Here is a 21,104-nt window from a genome sequence, read left to right on the forward strand (position 1 = left end):
TAGGCGAGTCAGGCGCTTCATGAAACCCTTCTGATTGTCAAGATGTTAGAGTTTAGGCATGCCGCAGCCGGAAGAATACGTGAAAACATCCAACAAGTCCCAGGCGAATACCAGCTCGTCGATCTTCATGTATTTGGGATGCACGGTGATGGTTCTTGGCCTCGCCAGCCTCATCCTAGGTGGTGGAATCAGCGGTGGATTGCTGCTGCTCTCCGGTGCCGTGCTCTACGTGGGAACCACCATCACCGAGGCAATCCGCACCAAATAGCCTCGCCGGCCGCGTTGGCACCTCGGTGCCAAGGTGTTGCCGCAGATCCGGATGTGCCATCCTGGCCTTGCAGTTCCGATGGGTGCCGCAGGTAGCTCTGCGATCTTTATCTTGTGATATTTCCTGCGGGATCTTCCATAGCCTGTGCGAGTATCGATTCGACGATTCTCAAATCTTCAGCAGGCTTTCGAACGATCTTGCCGCGCTTGTTGCTGAAGTCCTTGAAATCAATGATGACAAGCTTCAAGTCGTGCTCCGGAATGAGTTCTGCTTTGCGGGCATCGTAGATTCTGCGCTGTTCGCCGCGTCGTCGTCCGCTCGCCGTGATTTTGTCGTCGAAGAACGGCACCGATTCGGTGTGCTGCCTTTCGTGATATTCCACGACTACTCCTAGTTCAGCCCAATAACCGTCCACCGGTAGCGGCTTAACTTTTCCATACTTGGCTGACGGATCGCCGACGAGCCAGGGGAACGTTTGCTGGCCTGTCCGCTTTGCCTCCAGCACCTGATCGCAGAGCTCGAGCACGTAGTGCTCGTCGCTGTCAGCGCGTTTGCTGAGCGTGGGTGCAGGCAGATGCTTCGGCGGCGCCGGCACACGGTGCCTGCTGCACCACCCCAGCTCCCAGCCGAGTGAATCGTCGAAGTAGTCGGCGTAGGCAACGGGGAGATCAGCCAGGCTATGAACTTGGGACAAAAGCATCGCGTACCAGTCGGTATATTGCTTGTTTCCGCTCTCTTGGCGCATACCGCGCTGGAGCGACGGCATCGCCTCAAGAATTGCTTCCGCAACGCTCACATGGCTGACGTCTTCGGGAAATTGGATGTCATTGTTGAAGACGTTCTGGCCAGCGGTGGAGTAGAGGCAACGCTCTTCCGCGTTATAGGGGTCGCCGAACTCATCCTCGAAATTCCATTCCGTGACGTTGAAAATAACAATCCGCCAGGCCGTACCTGAGGCATTCATTCCGGGCAAAACACGCAGACCGTAATAGCCCAAGCGGTGCAGCAGTCCAACGGCTTCAAGTATTCGCAGAGGCAGCTGAGAGTCCAATTAATATCCTTCGATAGTGGTCTGACTCAATGCTGACATGTCCGACCGACAGTTAGGATCAACGTAGTTTGCGCAAGGTCGCATCGGCTCGATTACTTGAGAACCCGGAGAATCAGCCTAGGCGGCGGAACCGCACGAAGTAGCATCGTTGACCGTTTTGCGCATCGTGGACAGGGAGCTGGCCCCTCAGCCTTCGGTGTCGGTGGCTTCCAGCTCGGCCAGGAACTTGGCAAGCCGCGCGCTCCGGGTCTTCTCGGTCCGGGCAATCATCAGCTGGTGCAGGATGTGATAGCGCGGCTGTGACTTCAACGCGGCGAAATTCTTGGCAGCAAGCGGGGCGCGGTCCAGCGCATCTTGGAGATCTTGCGGCACCTGGGCGGTGGCTTGGCCTTGGTACGCGCGTTCCCACCGTCCATCGTCCTTCGCCTTTTGGATCTCCGCATACCCTCGCGGGCGCATGCGGCCTTGGTCGATCAGCTCCTGGGCATATCCAGTATTCTTCTCCGACCAGACAGAGGCCTTGCGCCGAGGGGTGTAGCGCTGGAGGAAGGTCGTCTCATCGCGCTTGCGACGAATGGCATCAATCCATCCGCTGCATAGCGCCTCGGGCAGGGCTTGGGTGACAGTCAGCGTTGTCGGAGTAGTTGTACCTTTTTTGGCAACTACCAGCCAAATCCCATCACTGGTTTCTTCGTGCTCGTCGAGCCATGCGCGCCAAGCGGCAACGTCGGGAAGAATCAAAGCATCGTCAGGATCCATGGCACCTATCCTGCCCCTAGTTGCTGATTGCCGCTAGGGATGCATCCGGCGCCGGGACGATTGCTCTGGACCGGTCCCTGCAATGGTGATTGTTTCCGTCCAGTGGTGGCCGACACGCGGGTCAGAGATTGGCCCTATTTCCCGGCTCTGGAACGGCGAGACCCATCAGCCTCCGGCTGGTGCCGGGGCTGATGGGTTTTCGGCCTTCATGCAAGAACTTTGCTAGGACCTTCCGCAGCCGGGCGCTGAGACCCAGCATGCACCTTTAACCCGATCCGTGAATTGGCCGTCGCCAGCTCAGACGCGTGCGGCAACCAGCTCCTCGCGCAGGATGCCGGCTCCTGCGCTGAGCGCGCTCAGCTTGGCCAGCGAGACGTCGCGGGGGAACGGTGCCATGCCGCAGTTCGTGCTGGGCACCAGCTTGTCCGCGTCGACGAATTCAAGTGCATTGCGCAGCGTCTGCGCGACCTCTTCGGGGGTTTCCACCGTTTCACTGGCCACATCGATGGCGCCGAGCATGACCTTTTTGCCGCGCACCAGCTCAACGACCTCGAGCGGGACATTGGAGTGGTGGGACTCCAGGGAGATGGTGTTGATGGAGGAGGCCTGCAGCAGTGGGAAAGACTTCTCGTAGTGGCGCCACTGGGCGCCGAGAGTTGCCTTCCAATCGTTGTTCGCCTTGATCCCGTAGCCGAAGCAGATGTGCGCCACGGTCTCAGCTTTCAGCCCCTGGCAGGCGCGCTCCAGCGCGGCGACGCCCCAGTCCGCGACCTCGTCGAAGAACACGTTGAACGCCGGTTCGTCGAATTGGATGATGTCCACCCCGGCTGCTTCGAGTTCTCTGGCCTCCTGGTTGAGGATGGCCGCGAACTCCCAGGCCAGTTTCTCGCGGCTTCGGTAGTGCGCGTCATACAGCGTGTCGACCATGGTCATCGGGCCGGGAAGGGTCCACTTGATCTGGCGGTCGGTGCACGAGCGCAGGAACTTCGCGTCCTCAACGAACACCGGCTTCTCACGCCGCACCGCACCGACCACGGTCGGCACGCTCGCGTCGTAGCGGTTGCGGATGCGCACCGTTTCGCGCTTTTCAAAATCGACCCCGGTCAGGTGCTCGATGAAGGTGGTGACGAAGTGCTGGCGGGTCTGCTCGCCGTCGCTGATGATGTCGATGCCGCGCCGGGTCTGCTCCAGCACCGCTGCGCGCATGGCGTCCTGCTTGCCTTCGCGCAGCTGCGCGCCTTCCAGCTTCCAATCAGACCAGAGGGTTTCGGGCTTCGCCAGCCAGGAAGGCTTGGGCAGGCTGCCGACAATGGAGGTGGGAAGTAGCTTTGATGTCATCGTGTGTCTTTCGGTTCTCAGGCGACGGGAGCGGGGCAAGTGGCGGCCCACTGGTCCAGCAATTCGCGGTTCGGGGTGATGAAGTGCTCCGCGGTGTACTTGCCCTGCACTGCGCCGAGCCGGGTGCGCTCTTCGCGGTCGTAGGAGATCCTGGTCGGGGCGAAATCCTGTGCCCCCAAGCTTGGGCGATAGACGGCCGGTGCAGCGGAGCTTGCGTTGTAAATCTCGGGGCGGTAGATCTTCTGGAAGGTCTCCATGGTGGCGATGGTGCTGATCAGCTGCAGATTGGTGTAATCGTTGAGCAAGTCGCCACGGAAGTAGAACGCCAGCGGAGCGACGGCGCCCGGTGGCATGAAATAGCGCACGCGCAGCCCCATCTTGCCGAAGTACGCATCGGTCAGGGAGTTCTCATCCTGCTGGTATTCCAAGCCGAGGACCGGGTGGCTGTTGCCCGTGCGGTAGTAGGTTTTGGAAGTGGAGACGCTGATGCAGACCACGGGTAGTTGCGCAAAGCGCTGACGATAAGCCTGCGAATCCAGGAAGTGCTGGAAGAGCTGGCCATGAAGTTCGCCAAAATCTTCAGGCAATTTAGGGGCACCGGAGCCGTTGCCGGCCGCCGGAAGCACCACGCTGAAGTCGTAATCGCGCACATAGGAAGAGAAATTATTGCCCACCATGCCGTGGCTGCGGGTGCTGGTGGCTCGGTCCACGATGGTGGTGTCTAAGACTTCAAGCAGCGGGAACTGCTCCGCTGCGTTCGCCGAGTCGAAGTGCACATTGGCGGAGATGATCTCCAGCTCGAGTTCATAGCGATCGCCCTGAGGATTGTCCCAGTGAGCCAGGGAATTAAAGCGGCGGTTGATCATCGTCAGAGCGTTGCGCAGGTTCTCCTGGCGGTTTTCCCCGCGGGCCAGGTTGGCGAAGTTTGTCGTGACTCGTGAGCTCGCACAGGGGGTGTAGTCTTCGTCGAATTTGGTGGTGCTGATGCTGAAGGTGAACGCGTCTGCCATGGTGGCCTATCTGGTGCTCAGTGGCCTGGGCCGGCCGAAAGTAAGTCGATGCGTCCATCATGCAGTGAGATCGCGGATATCAGGTAACTCGATATAACTATGGATTCATATAGACTCGCACTATGGTTCAGGGGACGAGTGGTTTGACACTGCAGCAGTTGCGCTATTTCATCGCGGTCGCCAGCGAGGGGTCGATCTCCGCGGCGGCTGACCTGATTTACGTCGCACAGCCGAGCATGTCGGCGGCGATGAAGGAGCTCGAAGCCCGCGTGGGACGCACCTTGCTGGTCCGCTCGGCCAGGGGAGTGACGCTCACCGCCGAGGGAGCAGAATTCCTCGGTTATGCCCGGCAGGTTCTGGAGCAGGTGGAGCTGCTTGAGCATCGCTACCTCGGCCGTCCCTCGGTCCGTCGCCTGCTCGGCGTCTCCACGCAGCACTATTCCTTCTCGGTGGATGCGTTTGTCAGGATGGTTCAGGCCAGCGGGGCCGAGGAATATCAATTCTCGCTGCGCGAGACCCGCACCGAACAGATCATCGAGGACGTGCGCACCCTGCGCAGCGACATCGGCATCCTCTATCGCAACGACTTCAACCGGAAGGTCATCGACAAGCTGCTGCGCGAGTCCCGGCTCGTATTCCACCCCCTGTTCCTCGCCGATCCGCACATCTTCATTTCGCGCAGCAACCCGCTGGCCTCCCGGGCGCGGGTGACGCTCGAGGACCTCGAAGACCTGCCGCGCTTGACCTTCGACCAGGGTGCGAACAACTCGTTCTACTTCGCCGAGGAAGTGCTCTCCACCAGCTCCAGCAAGCGCGAAATCCAGGTTTCGGACCGCGCGACCATCTTCAACCTCATGATCGGCCTGGGCGGGTACACCATCTCCACGGGCATCATCAGCGACGAGCTGGACCCGTCCATCGTCGCCATCCCGCTGGATGTCGATGAGCGCATCGAGATCGGCTGGATCGACCATGCAGCGATTCCGCTGACCGAGCAAGCGCGGCGCTATCTGGACGAGGTGCGCTCGGTCGTCTCAAGCTTCGGAGTTGAGGTCCTGGACTGAATCCCCGGCCCCCAAGACGTAACACCGTGTCATTTGGCGGACCGTCGGCGACATAATAGTTGCGCAAAACCCTGGTTCTTCAAGGATTCTGGCGGTTGCCGCGCGTCACAAAGGGACTGCGGGCCGGGCCCCATTACGGGACTGGCGCGGGATGTGAAGCTAGGTGCCCCTGTATGAAGCGCGGGCGTGGGCGTCGTTTGCGCCGCCGGATGCCGATGTCCAACCATGGAAGAACAACAACCCATCAAGAGCGACCGAGAGATCTGGCTCGTAGACGTCGCAGCAACCATCGGGAAACCGAAAGGTGCTAATGCCAGGAACGATGGAGCAGTTCCGAACGTGCCATAAGGCGCCATGCTTCGTACCGTTGTGGCCTCAGGGCGGCCGAGGGGCGGTACGACGCCGGGTGTTCGGTGCACTCTCTCGTGGATCAGAAACGAGAAGGAGCTATGAGCCAACGCCAAGGAACCGACGCGGTCCATGCAGGGTATCGTCCGAGCGGAGATTTCCGCCCGATGCTGCCGCCACTGCACAATTGCGCAGCGTACCAGTTCGAATCGCACGCAGAAGCGATCGAAAAATTCGCGTTGCGCCAGGCCGGCTTCACCTATTCACGCACCGGCAACCCCACCGTGGCCATCCTGGAACAGCGGGTGGCCGCCCTTGAAGGCGGAGCCCAAGCGGTAGCCACCGCCTCGGGGCAGTCGGCCGTTGCGCTCTCGCTGCTTGCCCTGACCCAGGGTCCTAAGCACATCGTGGTTTCCTCCTCGCTGTACGGCGGCACCGTGGACCTGTTCACCGACACCTTTTCCGACTTCGGCATCCGGGTCAGCTTTGTCGACCAGGCCGACCCCGCAGCTTGGGCCGGGGCCATCGAAGAAGACACCCGGGCGTTCTTCCTGGAGTCCGTCTCCAACCCGCTGTGCACCGTGGCGGACCTGCCCGCCATCTCGGCGATCGGGCACGAGCACAACATTCCGGTGGTCGTCGACAATACGCTGGCCACCCCGCTGAATATTCGCCCGCTGGATTTTGGCGCCGACATTGTGGTGCACTCGGCCACCAAGGGACTAGCCGGACACGGCTCGGTGCTCGGCGGCGTGGTCGTGGATTCGGGGAAGTTCGATTTCTCCGATTCCACCCGCTGGCCGCAAATCGCCGCCCCGCGAGTGCGGCTGAACAATGCCTCGCTGCTTGAACGCCACGGATCGGCCGCCTACGCCATGCTGGTCCGCTCCAAATTCCTGCACGACTTGGGGCCGGCCTTGGCCCCGGCCAGCGCCCAAGGCATTCTGACCGGCATCGAAACCTTGCCGGTACGTGCCGCACACGTGCAGCGCAGCGTGAGCACCCTGATCCAGGAACTTGCAGATCACCCGGGCATTGCGGCCATCCACCACCCTTCGCTGCCGGCCCACCCGAGCCACGAGCTGGCCAAAAAGCTCACGCCCAAGGGCACCGGTTGCGTGCTGGCCATCGAACTGGCCCGCCCCTCGCTGGTGTCCCCGGTGATCGACGGGCTGCAGCTGATTTCCCTGGCCGCAAATGTGGGCGATACCCGCACCATGGTCGCCCACCCGGCCACCATGACGCACTGCCGGCTCTCCGCGGAGCAACTTCTCGCCGCGGGCCTGAACACCTCCACCCTGCGCCTTTCGGTGGGGCTTGAAGACCCCGCCGATCTGCTCGCCGACCTCACCCAAGCGCTGGACAGCGCACTAAACCGGGCCCTGGCCCCGCAAACCCAAGGAGCATCATGAGCGGCTTCAACACCCTCGCCGTCCACGCCGGCCAGCATAAAGACCCGCACACCGGAGCCGTGGTCCCACCGATCTACCAAACCAGCACGTTCATCCAGGACGGAATCAACGTCTTGCGCTCCGGACACGAATACTCCCGCGGCTCGAACCCGACCCGCGATGGCTTCGAAGCGCAGCTCACCGCCCTGGAAGGCGGAGCCGCGGGGTTCGCCTTCGCCTCGGGCATCGCCGCCGAAGACGCGCTGCTGCGTGCGGTGCTTGAACCGGGCGACCACATCATCCTGGGCGCCGACGGCTACGGCGGCACCAACCGGCTGATCTCCAAATTGCACAGCAAATGGGGCATCACCTCTTCCGCGGTGGATATCACCAACCTGGACTCGGTGCGCGCAGCGGTGCGCCCGAACACCGCGCTGCTTTGGGTGGAGACTCCCTCCAACCCGCTGCTGGGCATCGCCGATCTTGCCGGCTGGGCGGACATCGCCCGCGAGCACGGCGCCCTGCTGGTGGTGGACAACACCTTCGCCACTCCCTACCTGCAGCGGCCTTTGGACTTCGGGGCCCACGCGGTGGTCCACTCCACCACCAAGTACATCGGGGGACACTCGGATGTGCTCGGCGGCGCGGTGATCGTCGCCGATCACCTCTTCCGTGGCCAGCCGCTGGCCGAAGCCGTCGGCTTCCAGCAATTCGCCGGCGGCGCGGTGGCCGGCCCGCAGGATTCCTACCTGGCCGCACGCGGCCTGAAGACCTTGGGACTGCGCATGGAACGCCACTGCGCCTCCGCAGCTAAGCTGGCACGCTGGCTTGATGACCAGCCTGAGGTGACGCGGGTCTATTACCCCGGGTTGGAATCCCATCCCGGCCATGAGCTTGCGGCGCGCCAGCAGCGTGGTTTTGGCGGCATCGTCTCGTTGCAGCTCACCGGCGAACCCGCCGCGCGCGCTTTCGCCGAATCCATGGAGTACTTCCAGCTCTCGGTTTCCCTGGGCGGGGTGGAATCCCTGGTCTGCTACCCGCGCGAAATGACCCATGCCTCGCTGATCGGCACCGAGCTGGAAATCCCGGCCAACCTGGTCCGCCTTTCGGTGGGCATCGAGGAACCCGAGGACCTCATCGCGGATCTTTCCCTCGGGTTGGCCGCCGCGCGTAACGTCGCCGGCCCGGCACGCACCACTTGTCCACAGCCGGCGAGGGAACCCGCACTGCAGCTTTAGCCGCCGCGCACACTGGGGCCATGGACAACTCCCGCAGCACCGCAGAGGCCCTGGGCCAGCTGGCCCGGGGCCTGGCGCTGATGACCGCCGCGACGCAGGCCATCGCCGCCGAGACGCCCGCCCCGGGGCACGCCGCCTACTTCGCCTGGCTCACCGAGCGGGCCGCCGCGGCCGTGGCCCACGCGCAGATCCATGCGGCCGACGCACTGCGCCGCAGCGGAGCGCACAAGCTGGACCAGCAGTCCCTCCAGAAGATTTCCGACGCCGGCTCGCAGACGGCACCCGAAGAGCTCGACGCACTGCACGGGCAGACCACCACCGGCCGGACGCAGTTCAAGGCGACCGCGGAGCTGCTGCACGGCTGGCTGGGCGTGCCCGCAACCACCGCGCGGGAACGCCTGGTGCAGGCCGATTGCCTGATCGCCGGGGTCGACGAAGCCGGGCAACGCCTCGACCCCTGGCTGCCGCAATTGGCAGAGCAGTTCGCCGATCCCGCCGCAGATCCGCGCCTGGTCGTGGGGACGGCGAAGAAGATCCACGCGGCCCGCAACGATCTGGGCCAAGGAGCCGAGGGCGAGGCCGCCAAAGCGCGGCTGCAGGCCGAAGCGGTTAGCTTCATCAAGAACGAACCGGAAACCGCGCGCAAGCATGTGGCGGATCTGGTCGCGCAGGTGAAGGCCGGGAAGCGGCCGATGAAGGCGCTGCTGGCGGAAATCGGCTTTTTCAAGCTCGGGGTGCGCAACGGGCTGGTGGAGTACTTGCTGCGCGTGCTGCCTGCGCAGGCGGCGCAGATCGAAGCGTTCCAGCAGGCGCTGAACAATCCGAAGACGATCGCGGGCAACCGGGAGGCGTTGAAGGATTTGGATGCCGAGCTGACCGGGGAGCCAGGCAGCTCGTGGGACGACTCGGATTCGATGCCCGGCTGGGCCAAAGGCGACGCGGATGCCGAGAACGTCGAAAACCGCCCAGCGCATGCCGAGCCCGGCAACGACGCCACCGAGCCCGCGGAAAACGACGAGCCAGGCAACGCCGTGGAGCGCGGCAGCGCAGCCCAGGATGAAGAACCGGCGGCTCCGGCGGCGGAAGCCGAAAGCCGCCCAGCGGATCTGCCCGGCGGCTGTCCTGCAGCGCCGGCGCTCCCGGGCACCGATGCGCCGCGGCTCTCGACCGCGGTGGCGCAGAGCCGCGATGCCGAGGACCTTCCCGAATCCGCGGTTGACCCGCCAGATCTTGCCCGTGCCGGCCCTGAGGCGCAGGCGCCGTGGGAAGAGCTGCGGCCCGAACGCCGGTATCTGATCGGCTTCATGGCGCTGCTGATGGCCGACCGCACCGGTTTGGGTGGTTCGAAAGGGAAGCGGCCGGGACTGGTCGCCCCGCAGGTGAGCATCATCTTGGACTACGAGAAGATGCGCGAGCGCGGCAAGGATTTCGCCGTAACCTCCTCGGGCATCGAGTTGTCGGCAGGCGAAACGCGGGCGGCGTTATGCAACGCGGGAGTGTACCCGTTGGTGCTCAACGGCAAGAGCCTGCCATTGGACTTGGGACGCACCCAGCGGTTGTTTTCCAAGGCCCAGGGCCGGGCGATACGCGCCGCCTATCGGGGGTGCGCCTATCCTGGATGCAGCATGCCCGCCGAGCGGTGCGAGCTGGATCATCTGGACGCCTGGGAGAAGGGCGGAGCCACGGATGTGGAATCCTCGGAGTTGGGCTGCTCGGTGCACCATATCGAGCGGCACTGCGGATTGTTCCACGCGGTGAAGATCAAGGGGTGCCGGCCAATGGTGCTGCTCTCCAAGGAGCTGGATCCACAACAGCGCCTGCGGGTCAATACGTTTTTCATGACGCCTTCGGAGGCCTTGGAAGCCGAGGAGCTGGCGCAGCGGATGACGCGGTTGTGGCGCGCGGGGCAGCTGGACGTGGAAATCGTCGATCCCTGACCGTCTGCGCTTGATCGAATTGCCGTCACAATTGGCGCAACGATGATCGATTTGCCAAGATTATCCCATGCCTTCTGATCTTCCTGTTCACTCCGCGCCCGAAAAGGCCGGCGAGGAACGCAGCGCCAAAGTTGCGGTCACCCTCTTCCCGCTGCTGGTGCTGGCCGGCGGCGCGCTCGCACTGCTCACCCCCGAAACCTTCTCCGGCTTCTCCAAGCTGATCAATCCGCTGCTGATGGTCATCATGTTCGGCATGGGGCTCACGCTCACCTTGCCCGATTTTGCCCTCGTGGTGCGCAGGCCACTGCCGGTGCTCCTCGGAGTCATCGCCCAATTCGTCATCATGCCGCTGCTGGGCCTGGGCATCGCCATGGCGTTGGCGCTGCCTCCGGCGCTGGCAGCCGGCGTCATCCTGGTCGGTTGCGCCCCGGGCGGCACCGCCTCGAATGTGGTCACCTACCTGGCCAAGGGCGACGTGGCCCTCTCGGTGACGATGACCTCGGTCTCGACGCTGCTCGCGCCGATCTTCACCCCGCTGCTGGCCCTGTGGCTCGCCGGGCAATACCTGCCGGTGGCCGCGGGAACCATGGCGCTGTCCATCGTGCAGATCGTGCTCATTCCGGTGGTCCTGGGCCTCGTCTTGCGCACGATCCTGCCGCGCCTGGTCAACATGGTGCTGCCGGCCCTGCCGTGGGTTTCGGTCATCGCGATCACCTTTGTGGTGGTCATCGTGGTGGCCGGCAGCTCGGCGGCCATCTTCAGCGCGGGCCTGCTGATCCTGCTCGCGGTGATCCTGCACAACGCCGGGGGCATCGCCCTGGGCTATGGCACCGCGAAGCTGTTCAAGCAGCCGATCGCGAGCCGCCGCACCATGGCCGTGGAGATCGGCATGCAGAACTCCGGCCTCGCCTCGGGGCTGGCCAAGGACTTCTTCACCCCCGAGGCGGCGCTTCCCGGCGCGGTCTTCTCCGTCTGGCACAACCTCTCCGGCGCGCTCATTGCCGCCTACTGGCGGCGCAGCAGCGCCAAAAATGACCAGCTGGCCACCGCGGAACAGCCCGTCAACTAGCCGCACGGCTGCACCACGCAAAAAGCGCCGGCCTCACGTTGAAATTCAGCGTGGGGCCGGCGCTTTTGTGCCGCAGAGCTTTGACGCGACAGGTGCTCAGCGCGTCACCAGATCGTTCGGGTAGACGACCCCTGCAGACTCGCGGATCGTATCGAAGAGCTCCATGGTTTTCACCGAGTGCTCCCAGGGCATCGTGGGCGACTGGGTGAGCCCCTGCTGGATGCAGCGGGTCGCCTCGCGGAATTCGTATCCGTAGTTCTCGCCTACCGCCTCGAACTCTTCTACGCGGGGCGGGCCATCGGTGGGGTGGATGAATAATTTGCTCGCGTTGTACAGCGGCGCGTTCGTGGCCAGCCATCCGCCGGTGCCGGTGACTCGCGCCTGCTGCGGGGCGCCCCCGTTGAGCGTCAGCAGCAACTGGGCATGCTTGCCACCGGCGTATGAGAGGTTCATCGCGGTCTGCGTATCCACGCCGTCCTGATTGAGCTGAGCTACCGCGTGCACCGACTCGGGGAAGCCGAGCGCGCCGATGGCCCAGGTCAGCGGGTACACGCCCAGATCCAGCAGGGCCCCGCCGCCGGCCTTCGGGTCGAAGAGGCGCGAGGCCGGATCATAGGCGGCGTGGAACCCCAGATCCGCCTGCACCCAGGTGACCTCGCCCAGTTCCCCCGATGCGAGGATCGCCAGGGCCCGGGCGAATGCCGGAGTGAAGCGTGCCCAGAGCGCTTCCATCAGGAACAGCGAACGTTCGGCCGCGAATTCCACCAGCGTGCGCGCCTCGGATGCGTTGATGGTCAGCGACTTCTCGCAGACCACATGCTTGCCGGCCGCTAGCGCGGCCATGGCGATCTCATAATGCTGCCCATGCGGGGTCGCGATGTAGACGACCTCCACCTGCTCGTCCGCGAACAGCTCCTGATAGGACCCGTAGGCCCGATCAATGCCGTGCTCGTCGGCGAATTCCCGCGCCTTGGCCGTATTCCGCGAGGACACCGCGCACACCTTGGCGTCGGCCAGCGCCTGCAGGTCGCCCAGGACCTTGGAGACGATCCGCCCGGTGGACACCACGCCCCAGTTCAACGTCCGTCCGGTGGCCTCGGCGGCCGGCGGGGCCGAGGGCTGCGCGGTGGGCGGCGTGCGGATATGCGAGGTCATCGGCGGTGTCCTTGTACTGGGAGTCGAGAATCGGCGGGGCGGTCAGGAACCGTTGGCGGCCAGGTGCTTGGCGGCGAGCACCAGGTAGTGCTCGGCGTTCACGTTCAGGCTGGCGACCTCTTCCGCGGTCAGTTCGCGGCGCACCTTCGCCGGAACCCCGGCCACCAGCGAGCGCGGCGGCACCTGCGTGCCCTCAAGCACCAGGGCCCCGGCCGCCACCAGCGACTGCTCGCCGATGACCGCGCCGTTCATGATCGTCGCGCTCATCCCGACCAGGCAGCCATCGCCCACGGTGGCGCCGTGCACCACCGCGCTGTGGCCGACGGATACCGCGTCCCCGAGCGTGCAGGGGAACCCCGCATCGGCATGCAATACGACGTTGTCCTGCAGATTGGTGCCCGTGCCCACCCGGATCGGGGCCGAATCGCCGCGCACCGAGACACCGTAGAAGGCGCTGGCGCGATCTGCCAGGTGCACGTCGGCGCTCAGCGTCGCGGTCGGGGCAAGGAAAACTTCGGCGCCCACGGTAGGGGTAACGCCGTCAATGGTAATGATGTGAGCCATGGCACCCATCCTATCCGCAGCCGGGGTCCGGCTCGGCGAAGCGCTGCGCGGTGCGCGCCGCCGGGCACTGCCGCGAAACTAGGAGAAGACGATGGTGCGCTGCCCATCGAGCATAACCCGGTGCTCGGAGTGCCACTGCACCGCACGGGTCAGCGTGCGGCCCTCGACGCTGCGCCCGAGCGCGACCAGCTGGGCGGGGGTGCGCGCATGGGAAACCTGGGTGACCTCCTGGTCGATAATCGGCCCCTCATCCAGGTCCGCGGTCACATAGTGCGCGGTCGCGCCGATCAGCTTCACCCCGCGGGCGTGGGCCTGGTGGTACGGCTTCGCCCCCTTGAAGGAGGGCAGGAAGGAGTGGTGGATGTTGATGACCCGTCCGGCCATCCGCTCGCACAAGGCGTCGGAGAGGATCTGCATGTAGCGGGCGAGCACCACCAGTTCGATATCGTACTCATCGGCCAGGGCCAGCAGCTCCGCCTCGGCCTGGAACTTGTTCGCCGGGGTCACCGGCAGGTGCACGAAGTCCACCCCGTAGAACTCGGCCATCGGCTTCAGATCCAGGTGGTTGGAGACGATCACCGGCACCTCGATGGCCAGATTTCCGGCGCGCTGGGCGAAGAGCAGGTCGTTGAGCGCGTGCCCCGCCTTGGAGCACATGATCATGGTGCGGGTGCGCTTGGCCGCGTCGTCCACGCGCAGCGACATCACAAATTCCTCGCGGATCGGCGCGAGCGCCGCGCGCACCTGGACCAGGGACTGTTCGGTGGCCACCTCGATGCGCATGAAAAAGGTGTTCGAATCCGGCGATTCATACTGCTGGGACTCGGTGATATTGCAACCAGCGCCCAGCAGCCCGCCGGAAATTGCATGCACGATGCCCGGTCGGTCCAGGCAGGAAAGGGTCACGATGTACTGGTTGCTCATGGATCGAGGTTAACCTCCGCAAGCCCCCGGCGCCGAATCCGGCGTCTTGCCAGCGCGATATTTACCTGGCCGTTGTCATCTGCGGCGGGCGATTTTCGGCCTCCGCTTCGCTCGCGTCCGCGGAACCAGCCGCCACCCCGAGCTCGGCCAGCCGGCGCACCGCCGCCACCGCGGCTTTCCGCCCGGCCCGGGTCGCCCCGATCGTGGAGGCCGAGGCGCCGTACCCGACGAAGAACATTCCCGGCAGCGCCGCCGCGCTCACCGAATCGGCAAGCACCCGGATCCCGCCGGCGCTGGTGTGCAGCTTCAGCCCGCGCAGGTGCCGATGGGCATGGCGGAACCCCGTGGCCCACAGGATCGCGTCGATCTTTTCGCTCGTGCCGTCGGCAAAGCGCACCGACCGTGCACCCAGCGAGGAGATGGCCCCGCGGGAGATCAGCGCGCCGGAGTCGATGCCCGCCCGCATCGCCTCGGTGAGAATCAGCCCGGTGGTGCCGACCACGGATTTCGGCGGCAGCCCGGCGGCGGTCCGCGCGTTGACCTCGCGCTCCACGGCCACGCCCCATTCGGGATCGTTGCCCACCTCCCGCCAGTCCGGGGCGCGCCGGGTGGACCAGAGGGTGTCGATCCCGGCGGCCCGCAGCTGCACGATGAACTGGGTGGCGCTCGCCCCGCCGCCGACCACCAGCACCCGCTGCCCGGCAAACTGCTCCGGCGCCACAAATCCGGAGGTGTGCACCTGCGGCCCGGTGAATTCTTGGCTGCCGGGGTAGACCGGCCAGAAGGGGTTGGTCCAGGTGCCGCTGGCGTTGATCAGCGTGCGCGTCGCGAGCTCCTCGCCGCTGGAAAGCCGAACGCTGAACCAGGTTCCGTCGTGGCTGACCGCCGCTACCTTCGCGGGCCGGCGCACCGCCAAGCGATGCAGCGCTTCGAACTGCGCATAGTAGTCGGAGACCACCGCGGAGGCTGGCCGCGTGGGGTCCTGATTTTCGAAGGGGAAGTCCGGCAGCGGGTGGATCCGGTGCGTCTTGCCCAGGGTGAGGGTGTCCCAGCGGTGCTGCCACGCGCCGCCGGGGCGCTCGTTCGCGTCGAGCACCAGGAAATCCTCGCCGGGTACCAGCCCGCGCCGGTGCAATTGATAGGCCGCCGAAAGCCCCGCCTGGCCGGCGCCGATCACGATGCTCTGGTAGCTCACCCGAACCTGCTTTCTCCACGTTGCGCTCAACGGGTACAACAACCCCGGAGCGGTGCGCATTCCCGCCGCACCTGCTACATGGCGCACAGCCTTCGGCCGAGGAAATCACATTTTTCGCCCGTCATCCACCGGTGTGCGCACCGCGAAGTTCGTTAGACTTGTGCGCAGAAGCATCGTGACTGGCGTGAGGTGGATAACCACCGGGGAGCGAGCAACCTGCAGTGAATACGGACCGCGCGCCTGGGTCTGGTACCGAACAGCATCGTGAGCCGCGCAGCAGCTGCGCAGGCCACAACGGAAGGAACAGTGTGAGCGCACGTATTCTCGACGGCAAGGCCACCGCGGCAACCATCAAGGCGGAGCTGGCCGAACGCGTCGCCAAGCTCAAGGAACAGGGTTACGCCACCGGGCTGGGCACCATCCTGGTGGGCAACGACCCGGGCTCGGCCTGGTACGTCGGCGGCAAGCACAAGGACTGCGCCGAGGTCGGCATCGAGTCGATCCGCGTGGATCTGCCGGAGGAAACCACCCAGGAGGAGCTGCTGGCCAAGGTGCGCGAGCTGAACGAGAACCCGGATTGCACCGGCTACATCGTGCAGCTGCCGCTGCCCAAGCATATCGACCAGGACACGATCCTGGAGGCGATGGATCCGCAGAAGGACGCCGACGGGCTGCACCCGATGAACCTGGGCCGCCTGGTCGCCAACGTGAACCGCCCGATGGCCTCCCCGCTGCCATGCACCCCACTGGGCTGCGTGGACCTGCTGGCCCGGCACGATATCGATCTGAACGGCAAGCACGTGCTGGTCCTGGGCCGCGGCGTGACCATCGGACGTCCGGTCGGACTGCTGCTCACCCGCCGGTCGGTCAACGCGACCGTCACCCTGGCGCACACCGGCACCACCAACCTGCCCGAGCTGCTGGCCCAGGCCGATGTCATCATCGCCGCCGCCGGCGTGCCGCATATCATCAAGGCCGATGCGATCAAGCCCGGCGCGATCGTGCTCGACGTGGGGGTCTCCCGGGTTGACGGCAAGGTCACCGGGGATGTGGATCCGGCGGCCGCCGAGGTCGCTTCGTGGATCAGCCCGAACCCGGGCGGCGTGGGCCCGATGACCCGGGCGATGCTGCTGAACAATGTGGTCGAGGCGGCCGAACGCAACGCCGCCCACGCCGCCAGCGTCGCCAGCTAGGCGAAACGCAACCCGAAGGCCCGTGGGCCATCCCGCCGCGGCGGGGATGGCCCACGGGCCTTTTTCGTACCCGGAACGCCGGCTGGTGATGCCTCCGGCGCTGACCCGGGCACGACCGCCGAAGAGCCAGGTTATCGAGCCTGAAACATGCTCAAAGTGGTCTAGCGGATGCCTGCTTGTTCCGGAACCGCGACGGCAACGCGCTTGTCGAAGATGGTGGCCCCGACTTCCTGCTCGGCTTGGTTCTCGATGGACAGGTTGATCCCACTGCGATCACGCAACAGCGACACGGCGATCAGCGACACCGTGGTGATGCTGATCAGGTACAGCGCCACCGCATTGGTCCCTCCGGTGGCGTTCACCAGGGCGGTGGCGATCATCGGGGCGAAGGCCCCACCCAGGATCGCACCGAGGGCGTAGGAGATCGACACACCGGAAAAGCGCACCGACGCCGGGAACAGCTCGGAATACAGCGCCGCCTGCGGACCATAAGAGAATCCGAGCCCGACGGCAAAGAAGGCGAACGCCAGATAGAGCAGACCTAGATTCCCGGTATCGACCAACCAGAAGAGCGGGAATATGCACAGCAGCTGCGAGATGAAACCGATTTGGTAGGTTCGTTTGCGCCCTAGCTTGTCGGCGACCAATCCGGACAGCGCGGTGAAGATGAACCACATGACCGCGCCAAAGGACACCGCGATCAGCACCGCGGTGCGGCTGAAGCCGACCGGACCCTCCGGGTTGGTCATATAAGCCTGCAGGAATCCGCCGGTGGTCATGTAACCTGCGGCGTTGTTCCCAGCGAAGACCAGTGCGGCAATGAGCACCAGCGGCCAGTGCTTGCGGAAGAGCAGGACTACGGGGACCTTCGTTTGCGCCTTCTTGGCGGCGATCTCCTCGGAGATCGGTGATTCATCCACCGCACGGCGAATGAAGTATCCGACCAGGACCAGCACGATGCTCAGCAGGAACGGGACCCGCCAGCCCCAGGCGAGGAATGCTTCGCCGGGCGAGATCACTCCGGTCATCAGGGCAGTGACCCCGGAAGCCAGCAGCATGCCCAGCGGCACACCGAGCTGCGGGTAGGCCCCGGCCCGGCCGCGGCGGTCCGCCGGAGCGTGTTCCACGGCCATCAGCACCGCGCCTCCCCACTCGCCGCCGGCCGAGATGCCCTGCAGGATGCGCAGGGACAACAGCAGAATTGGTGCCAGCACCCCGGCGGTGTCGTAGGTGGGCAGCACGCCGATCAGCGTGGTGGAGGCCCCCATGAGTGTCAAGGTGAGCACCAGCATGGCTCGGCGGCCGATCTTGTCCCCGTAGTGTCCGGCGAGGAAGGCACCCAACGGGCGGAAGAGGAAGGAGATGCCCACCGAGGCGAACGCCAGCAGCAGCCCGATTTGGGCGCCGGCCGGTTCAAAGAACAGCTGCGCGAAGATGAGTCCGGCGGCGGTGGCGTAGATGAAGAAGTCGTACCATTCGATGGTGGTGCCGATGACCGTGGCGAAGGCGACGCGGCGCTGATTGGTGCCGCGGCGGCCTGGGGGGGCTGGTGGCGGTGTTCATGGAGTTCCTGACTGGACGTTGATGGCTGAGCTGATTCCGAGGTTCGGGCTCAGGCGCCGATGAGAACCGCGCGCTTGGCCAATTCCTTCAGCGTGCTCCCCGGTTCGCGGAGCATCGCCGGGGTAATTTCGGTGCGGGAGGCGAGCAGCTTGCGCGCGGCGATGTGGTCCGCCGGTGAATTAACCGACTCCACCGCGGTGAGCACTCCCTTGCGGAAGAGCGCGACCGAATACTTGCCGGCCCGCATTTCGCCGAGCACGAGCGGAGTATCCTCCGGGTGCGCAAGCCCTGCGATCTGGAGCCGCAACGCTCCCTGCGTGCTCCAGAACCAGGGCAGCGCGGCGTACTCGCCGGATCCGGTCGCGATCACTTCGGCCAGTGCTTTGGCCTGGTCGGTGGCGTTCTGCACCGATTCCAGGCGCGTCCGCGATCCGCTGAAGGCGTTGGGGAACCAGGCGCAGTCGCCGATGGCGTAGACCCCGGCGGCGCTGGTGCGCAGCGCGGCGTCCACGGTGATTCCGTTTTCGGTGTGAATCCCGGAGGCTTGGGCCAGCTCGATATTGGGCAGCACTCCGATGCCATAGACCACCAGATCAGCATCGTATTCGTCGCCGGTGCTCGATCCGACCACCAGGGAATTGCCCGTGGCACGGATTTCGCGCACACCCTCGCCGAGCCGCAGATCGATGCCGTTGTCCCGGTGGGTCTGGGCAAACCAGTCCGACAGGCAGGTGGACACCGCGCGGCCCATCGGCCGCTGCGCGAATTCGAGCACCGTGACGGCGAGCCCGCGGGCTCGCGCCGCCGCAGCGAATTCGAGGCCGATGAATCCGGCGCCGATCACCACCACCTGCCGCGCGCGGCCCAACGCCTGTTGCAGCTGTTGCGCGTCAGCCAAGGTCCGCAGCCCCAGCACGCCGGGAAGTTCCGCCCCCGGGCAGGCCAGCTGCCGGTTGCGTGCCCCGGTGGCGAACACCAGATGCGCATAGCCCAGCGTGCTTCCGTCGCTGAGCGCCACGCTGCGTCGTACGGTGTCCACGCTAAGCACGGTGAGACCGCTGCGCAGCTCGATGTTCTGCTCCGCGAAGAAGCTGGCCGCCCGCAGCGGCAGCGGCTCGGGGGCCGGGCCTTGGGTGAGGAAGTCCTTGGACAGCGGCGGACGCTGGTAGGGCAGTGCCCGGTCATCGTCCACGATGCTGATCTCGCCCTGGTACCCCTGCGCGCGCAGCGAGTCGGCGAGCTGGATTCCCGCTTGCCCGCCGCCGATGATCACGACGCGTTCGTTGATTGCACCCACGGGCCCTAGACCTGTTCGTTCGGTACGCTTACGCGAATCCGCGCGAGCTTGGCGGACATCTTCACCTGGCAGCCCAGCCGGCTGTATTCGGTGCGGGCTGCGGTGGTGCAGTCGAGCATTTCCTCTTCGTCCTCGCCGATCTCATCGAGTTCGGCAGAGAATTCCGGGTCGACGTAGACGTGGCAGGTCGCGCACATGGCTTGACCGCCGCATTCGCCGACGATTCCGGCCACACCATTGCTGACCGCGGCGCGCATCAAGGTGGTGCCTTCGGAGACCTCGATCTCGGTAGCTGACTGGTCCGATTGTGAAAAAATGATGGTAGGCACGGGGGCTCGCTTTCGTACTGGAATAGTTGGTGGAAATTCGGGAGATGCGGCGCGGACTAGCTGTCCCAGAGCACCGGCATCTTGGTCATGCCGCGGAAGACCCATCCGGCGTCGACGCTCGCATTGGCCGGATCCAATCGCAGGTTCGGCAGGCGTCTGAAGACAGTTGGCAGGGCGATCTGGGCGACCTGTGCGCGGGCGATCCAAGTGCCGGCGCAGAAGTGCACGCCACCGCCGAAGGCCAAGTGGGCTTTTTTCGGACGGAAGATGTTGAAGGACTCCGGATCATCGAACACCTGCGGGTCGCGGTTCGCGGCACCAAGCACGACCCCCAGTCGGGCCCCCTGGGGTAGAGCAATGCCCTCGAGCACCAGATCACGTGTGGTTTCCCGGGGGTACATGCCGATCGGTGCCACCCAGCGCACGGATTCCTCGAAAGCCTTGGAATAAAGCGCATCGTCATTCTGCACCGCGTGTCGCTGGTCCGGGTGATTCAGCAGGGCCCAGACGGTAGTTGCCAGCACGTCGCGTGGCTCGTTCAGCCCGCCGCCGATGGTCATTTTCAGGTTTGCGCGGATCGCTTCCAATGGAATCGGCATCGAAGCGAGCCCGGAGAGCAGCGAATGATCCGGATTTTTCGCCAGGTAGGGAAGCATTTCCGCGATGGCGGCGTCGACCTCGGCGGAGGACTCGGCGGATTTAGCCCAGATCGCCGGGTCGTCCGCGTAATTTCCGGTGCCGTCGATCATGCTCTGGCTCCAGCGCTGCATGTCTTGCTGGCTGGCGTTGTGGAATCCGCAGATCAGACGCAAGTTTTCCGCGGTGTACGGGGCCGCATAGTCCCAGACGAAGTCGGCGCCGGGCCCCTTGGCCTGCAGCTCGTTCAGATACTTGTCGTTGTTGGCGGCAAAGATCTCATTCCAGTGGTTCTTGATGGTTGCCGGACGCAGGGTCTTGCCATAGGAGTCACGGTCGATCTGGTGTTCTGGATTGTCCTTGCGCAGCATCGAATGCCCCATGGAGCGCTTCATCAGGGATTCGCGTTCATTGGCGGTGAAATCTGCCTCGTTCTGTTCGATTTCATGTGCGGCCGCGTAAGAGGTGACCATATACCTGTTGACGGCGGGCACCCAGTGGATCGGAGCCTGCGCCCGCAGCTTCTGGTAGATGGGGAACGGATCGTCGTGCAAGTCGGCGATGGTGACCCAGTCCGCGCTAGGCGCTTCCGCTCCGGTCTCGCTGGACGGCCGGGCCTTCGCAGGTGAAATGCTGGAAGCCTCGGCGGCTGCCCCACTGAATGGGCAGCTGGCAGGTGCGTCGGTGGAAGTGCTCATGGCTGGGCTCCTGTACGTGTTATGTTCCTGGCTTCCTCCAGTGTGCGACAAGCCACAATCGTCGGTAAACTGGTTTT

At 64.9% G+C, this 21,104-nt stretch carries 19 protein-coding genes and 1 riboswitch; of the genes, 7 read left to right on the forward strand and 12 right to left on the reverse strand.

Annotated features, from left to right (window positions below; translation table 11 throughout):
• Positions 1–58 precede the first annotated feature (58 nt).
• Positions 59–268 (forward strand): hypothetical protein, encoded by a 210-nt coding sequence (locus CQ019_RS15355; protein WP_105570056.1) that lies wholly within the window; start codon positions 59–61, stop codon positions 266–268.
• Between the two features lie 106 nt (positions 269–374).
• On the opposite strand, the gene CQ019_RS18645 is transcribed toward CQ019_RS15355, so the two are convergent.
• From CQ019_RS18645 to CQ019_RS15375, 4 genes are all read right to left on the reverse strand, one after another.
• A complete protein-coding gene (locus CQ019_RS18645) occupies positions 375–1,319 on the reverse strand; it encodes a hypothetical protein (protein WP_219844267.1) in 945 nt (314 codons plus the stop codon).
• Positions 1,320–1,505: 186 nt separating this feature from the next.
• Positions 1,506–2,078 (reverse strand): YdeI family protein, encoded by a 573-nt coding sequence (locus CQ019_RS15365; RefSeq protein ID WP_096289052.1) that lies wholly within the window; start codon positions 2,076–2,078, stop codon positions 1,506–1,508.
• Between the two features lie 297 nt (positions 2,079–2,375).
• Positions 2,376–3,416 (reverse strand): methionine synthase, encoded by a 1,041-nt coding sequence (locus CQ019_RS15370; protein WP_096289050.1) that lies wholly within the window; start codon positions 3,414–3,416, stop codon positions 2,376–2,378.
• Between the two features lie 17 nt (positions 3,417–3,433).
• Complete coding sequence (locus tag CQ019_RS15375) at positions 3,434–4,426, reverse strand: DUF1852 domain-containing protein (protein ID WP_096289048.1); 993 nt, start codon at positions 4,424–4,426, stop codon at positions 3,434–3,436.
• A 122-nt stretch (positions 4,427–4,548) separates the two neighbouring features.
• On the opposite strand from CQ019_RS15375, the gene CQ019_RS15380 reads away from it, so the two are divergent.
• From CQ019_RS15380 to CQ019_RS15400, 5 genes are all read left to right on the forward strand, one after another.
• Entirely contained in the window at positions 4,549–5,490 is a 942-nt protein-coding gene (locus CQ019_RS15380) for a LysR family transcriptional regulator (RefSeq protein WP_105554158.1), read from the forward strand.
• 238 nt (positions 5,491–5,728) lie between these two features.
• Positions 5,729–5,819, forward strand: a riboswitch (SAM riboswitch).
• Between the two features lie 120 nt (positions 5,820–5,939).
• Positions 5,940–7,250, forward strand: a complete 1,311-nt coding sequence (locus CQ019_RS15385) for an O-acetylhomoserine aminocarboxypropyltransferase/cysteine synthase family protein (RefSeq protein WP_105570057.1) — start codon at positions 5,940–5,942, stop codon at positions 7,248–7,250.
• Positions 7,247–8,467, forward strand: a complete 1,221-nt coding sequence (locus tag CQ019_RS15390; protein WP_105570058.1) for a cystathionine gamma-synthase — start codon at positions 7,247–7,249, stop codon at positions 8,465–8,467. The genes CQ019_RS15385 and CQ019_RS15390 overlap by 4 nt, the downstream gene beginning before the upstream one ends.
• A gap of 20 nt (positions 8,468–8,487) precedes the next feature.
• The gene (locus tag CQ019_RS15395) at positions 8,488–10,404 is read left to right on the forward strand and encodes an HNH endonuclease (RefSeq protein WP_105570059.1); all 1,917 of its coding nucleotides are present in this window, start codon (positions 8,488–8,490) and stop codon (positions 10,402–10,404) included.
• Between the two features lie 67 nt (positions 10,405–10,471).
• Positions 10,472–11,473 carry a bile acid:sodium symporter family protein gene (locus CQ019_RS15400; RefSeq protein WP_105570060.1) on the forward strand — a complete coding sequence of 334 codons (1,002 nt, stop codon included), beginning with the start codon at positions 10,472–10,474 and terminating at the stop codon, positions 11,471–11,473.
• Between the two features lie 96 nt (positions 11,474–11,569).
• Here the strand turns inward: CQ019_RS15400 and CQ019_RS15405 are convergent, their stop codons facing one another.
• The 4 genes from CQ019_RS15405 to CQ019_RS15420 all read right to left on the reverse strand — a co-directional run bounded on the left by CQ019_RS15405 (position 11,570) and on the right by CQ019_RS15420 (position 15,398).
• Entirely contained in the window at positions 11,570–12,628 is a 1,059-nt protein-coding gene (locus tag CQ019_RS15405) for a Gfo/Idh/MocA family protein (RefSeq protein WP_105570061.1), read from the reverse strand.
• A 42-nt stretch (positions 12,629–12,670) separates the two neighbouring features.
• Entirely contained in the window at positions 12,671–13,192 is a 522-nt protein-coding gene (locus CQ019_RS15410; RefSeq protein ID WP_105570062.1) for a gamma carbonic anhydrase family protein, read from the reverse strand.
• Between the two features lie 78 nt (positions 13,193–13,270).
• Positions 13,271–14,116 carry a formyltetrahydrofolate deformylase gene (gene purU, locus CQ019_RS15415; RefSeq protein ID WP_096289032.1) on the reverse strand — a complete coding sequence of 282 codons (846 nt, stop codon included), beginning with the start codon at positions 14,114–14,116 and terminating at the stop codon, positions 13,271–13,273.
• Between the two features lie 61 nt (positions 14,117–14,177).
• On the reverse strand, positions 14,178–15,398 hold the full coding sequence (locus tag CQ019_RS15420; protein WP_258134028.1) for an NAD(P)/FAD-dependent oxidoreductase: 1,221 nt from the start codon (positions 15,396–15,398) through the stop codon (positions 14,178–14,180).
• Between the two features lie 221 nt (positions 15,399–15,619).
• On the opposite strand from CQ019_RS15420, the gene CQ019_RS15425 reads away from it, so the two are divergent.
• Positions 15,620–16,504 carry a bifunctional methylenetetrahydrofolate dehydrogenase/methenyltetrahydrofolate cyclohydrolase gene (locus CQ019_RS15425; protein WP_105570064.1) on the forward strand — a complete coding sequence of 295 codons (885 nt, stop codon included), beginning with the start codon at positions 15,620–15,622 and terminating at the stop codon, positions 16,502–16,504.
• A 161-nt stretch (positions 16,505–16,665) separates the two neighbouring features.
• On the opposite strand, the gene CQ019_RS15430 is transcribed toward CQ019_RS15425, so the two are convergent.
• From CQ019_RS15430 to CQ019_RS15445, 4 genes are all read right to left on the reverse strand, one after another.
• Complete coding sequence (locus tag CQ019_RS15430; RefSeq protein WP_105570065.1) at positions 16,666–17,997, reverse strand: MFS transporter; 1,332 nt, start codon at positions 17,995–17,997, stop codon at positions 16,666–16,668.
• 119 nt (positions 17,998–18,116) lie between these two features.
• Positions 18,117–19,364: an NAD(P)/FAD-dependent oxidoreductase gene (locus CQ019_RS15435; RefSeq protein WP_105570066.1), complete on the reverse strand. Its 1,248-nt coding sequence runs from the start codon at positions 19,362–19,364 to the stop codon at positions 18,117–18,119.
• Positions 19,365–19,369: 5 nt separating this feature from the next.
• A complete protein-coding gene (locus tag CQ019_RS15440) occupies positions 19,370–19,693 on the reverse strand; it encodes a 2Fe-2S iron-sulfur cluster-binding protein (protein WP_258134029.1) in 324 nt (107 codons plus the stop codon).
• Between the two features lie 56 nt (positions 19,694–19,749).
• The gene (locus CQ019_RS15445) at positions 19,750–21,027 is read right to left on the reverse strand and encodes a cytochrome P450 (RefSeq protein ID WP_105554146.1); all 1,278 of its coding nucleotides are present in this window, start codon (positions 21,025–21,027) and stop codon (positions 19,750–19,752) included.
• Between the last annotated feature and the right edge of the window lie 77 nt (positions 21,028–21,104).

Origin of the sequence: Arthrobacter sp. MYb229 (assembly GCF_002975405.1) — a bacterium.
Classification (GTDB): Bacteria; Actinomycetota; Actinomycetes; order Actinomycetales; family Micrococcaceae; genus Glutamicibacter.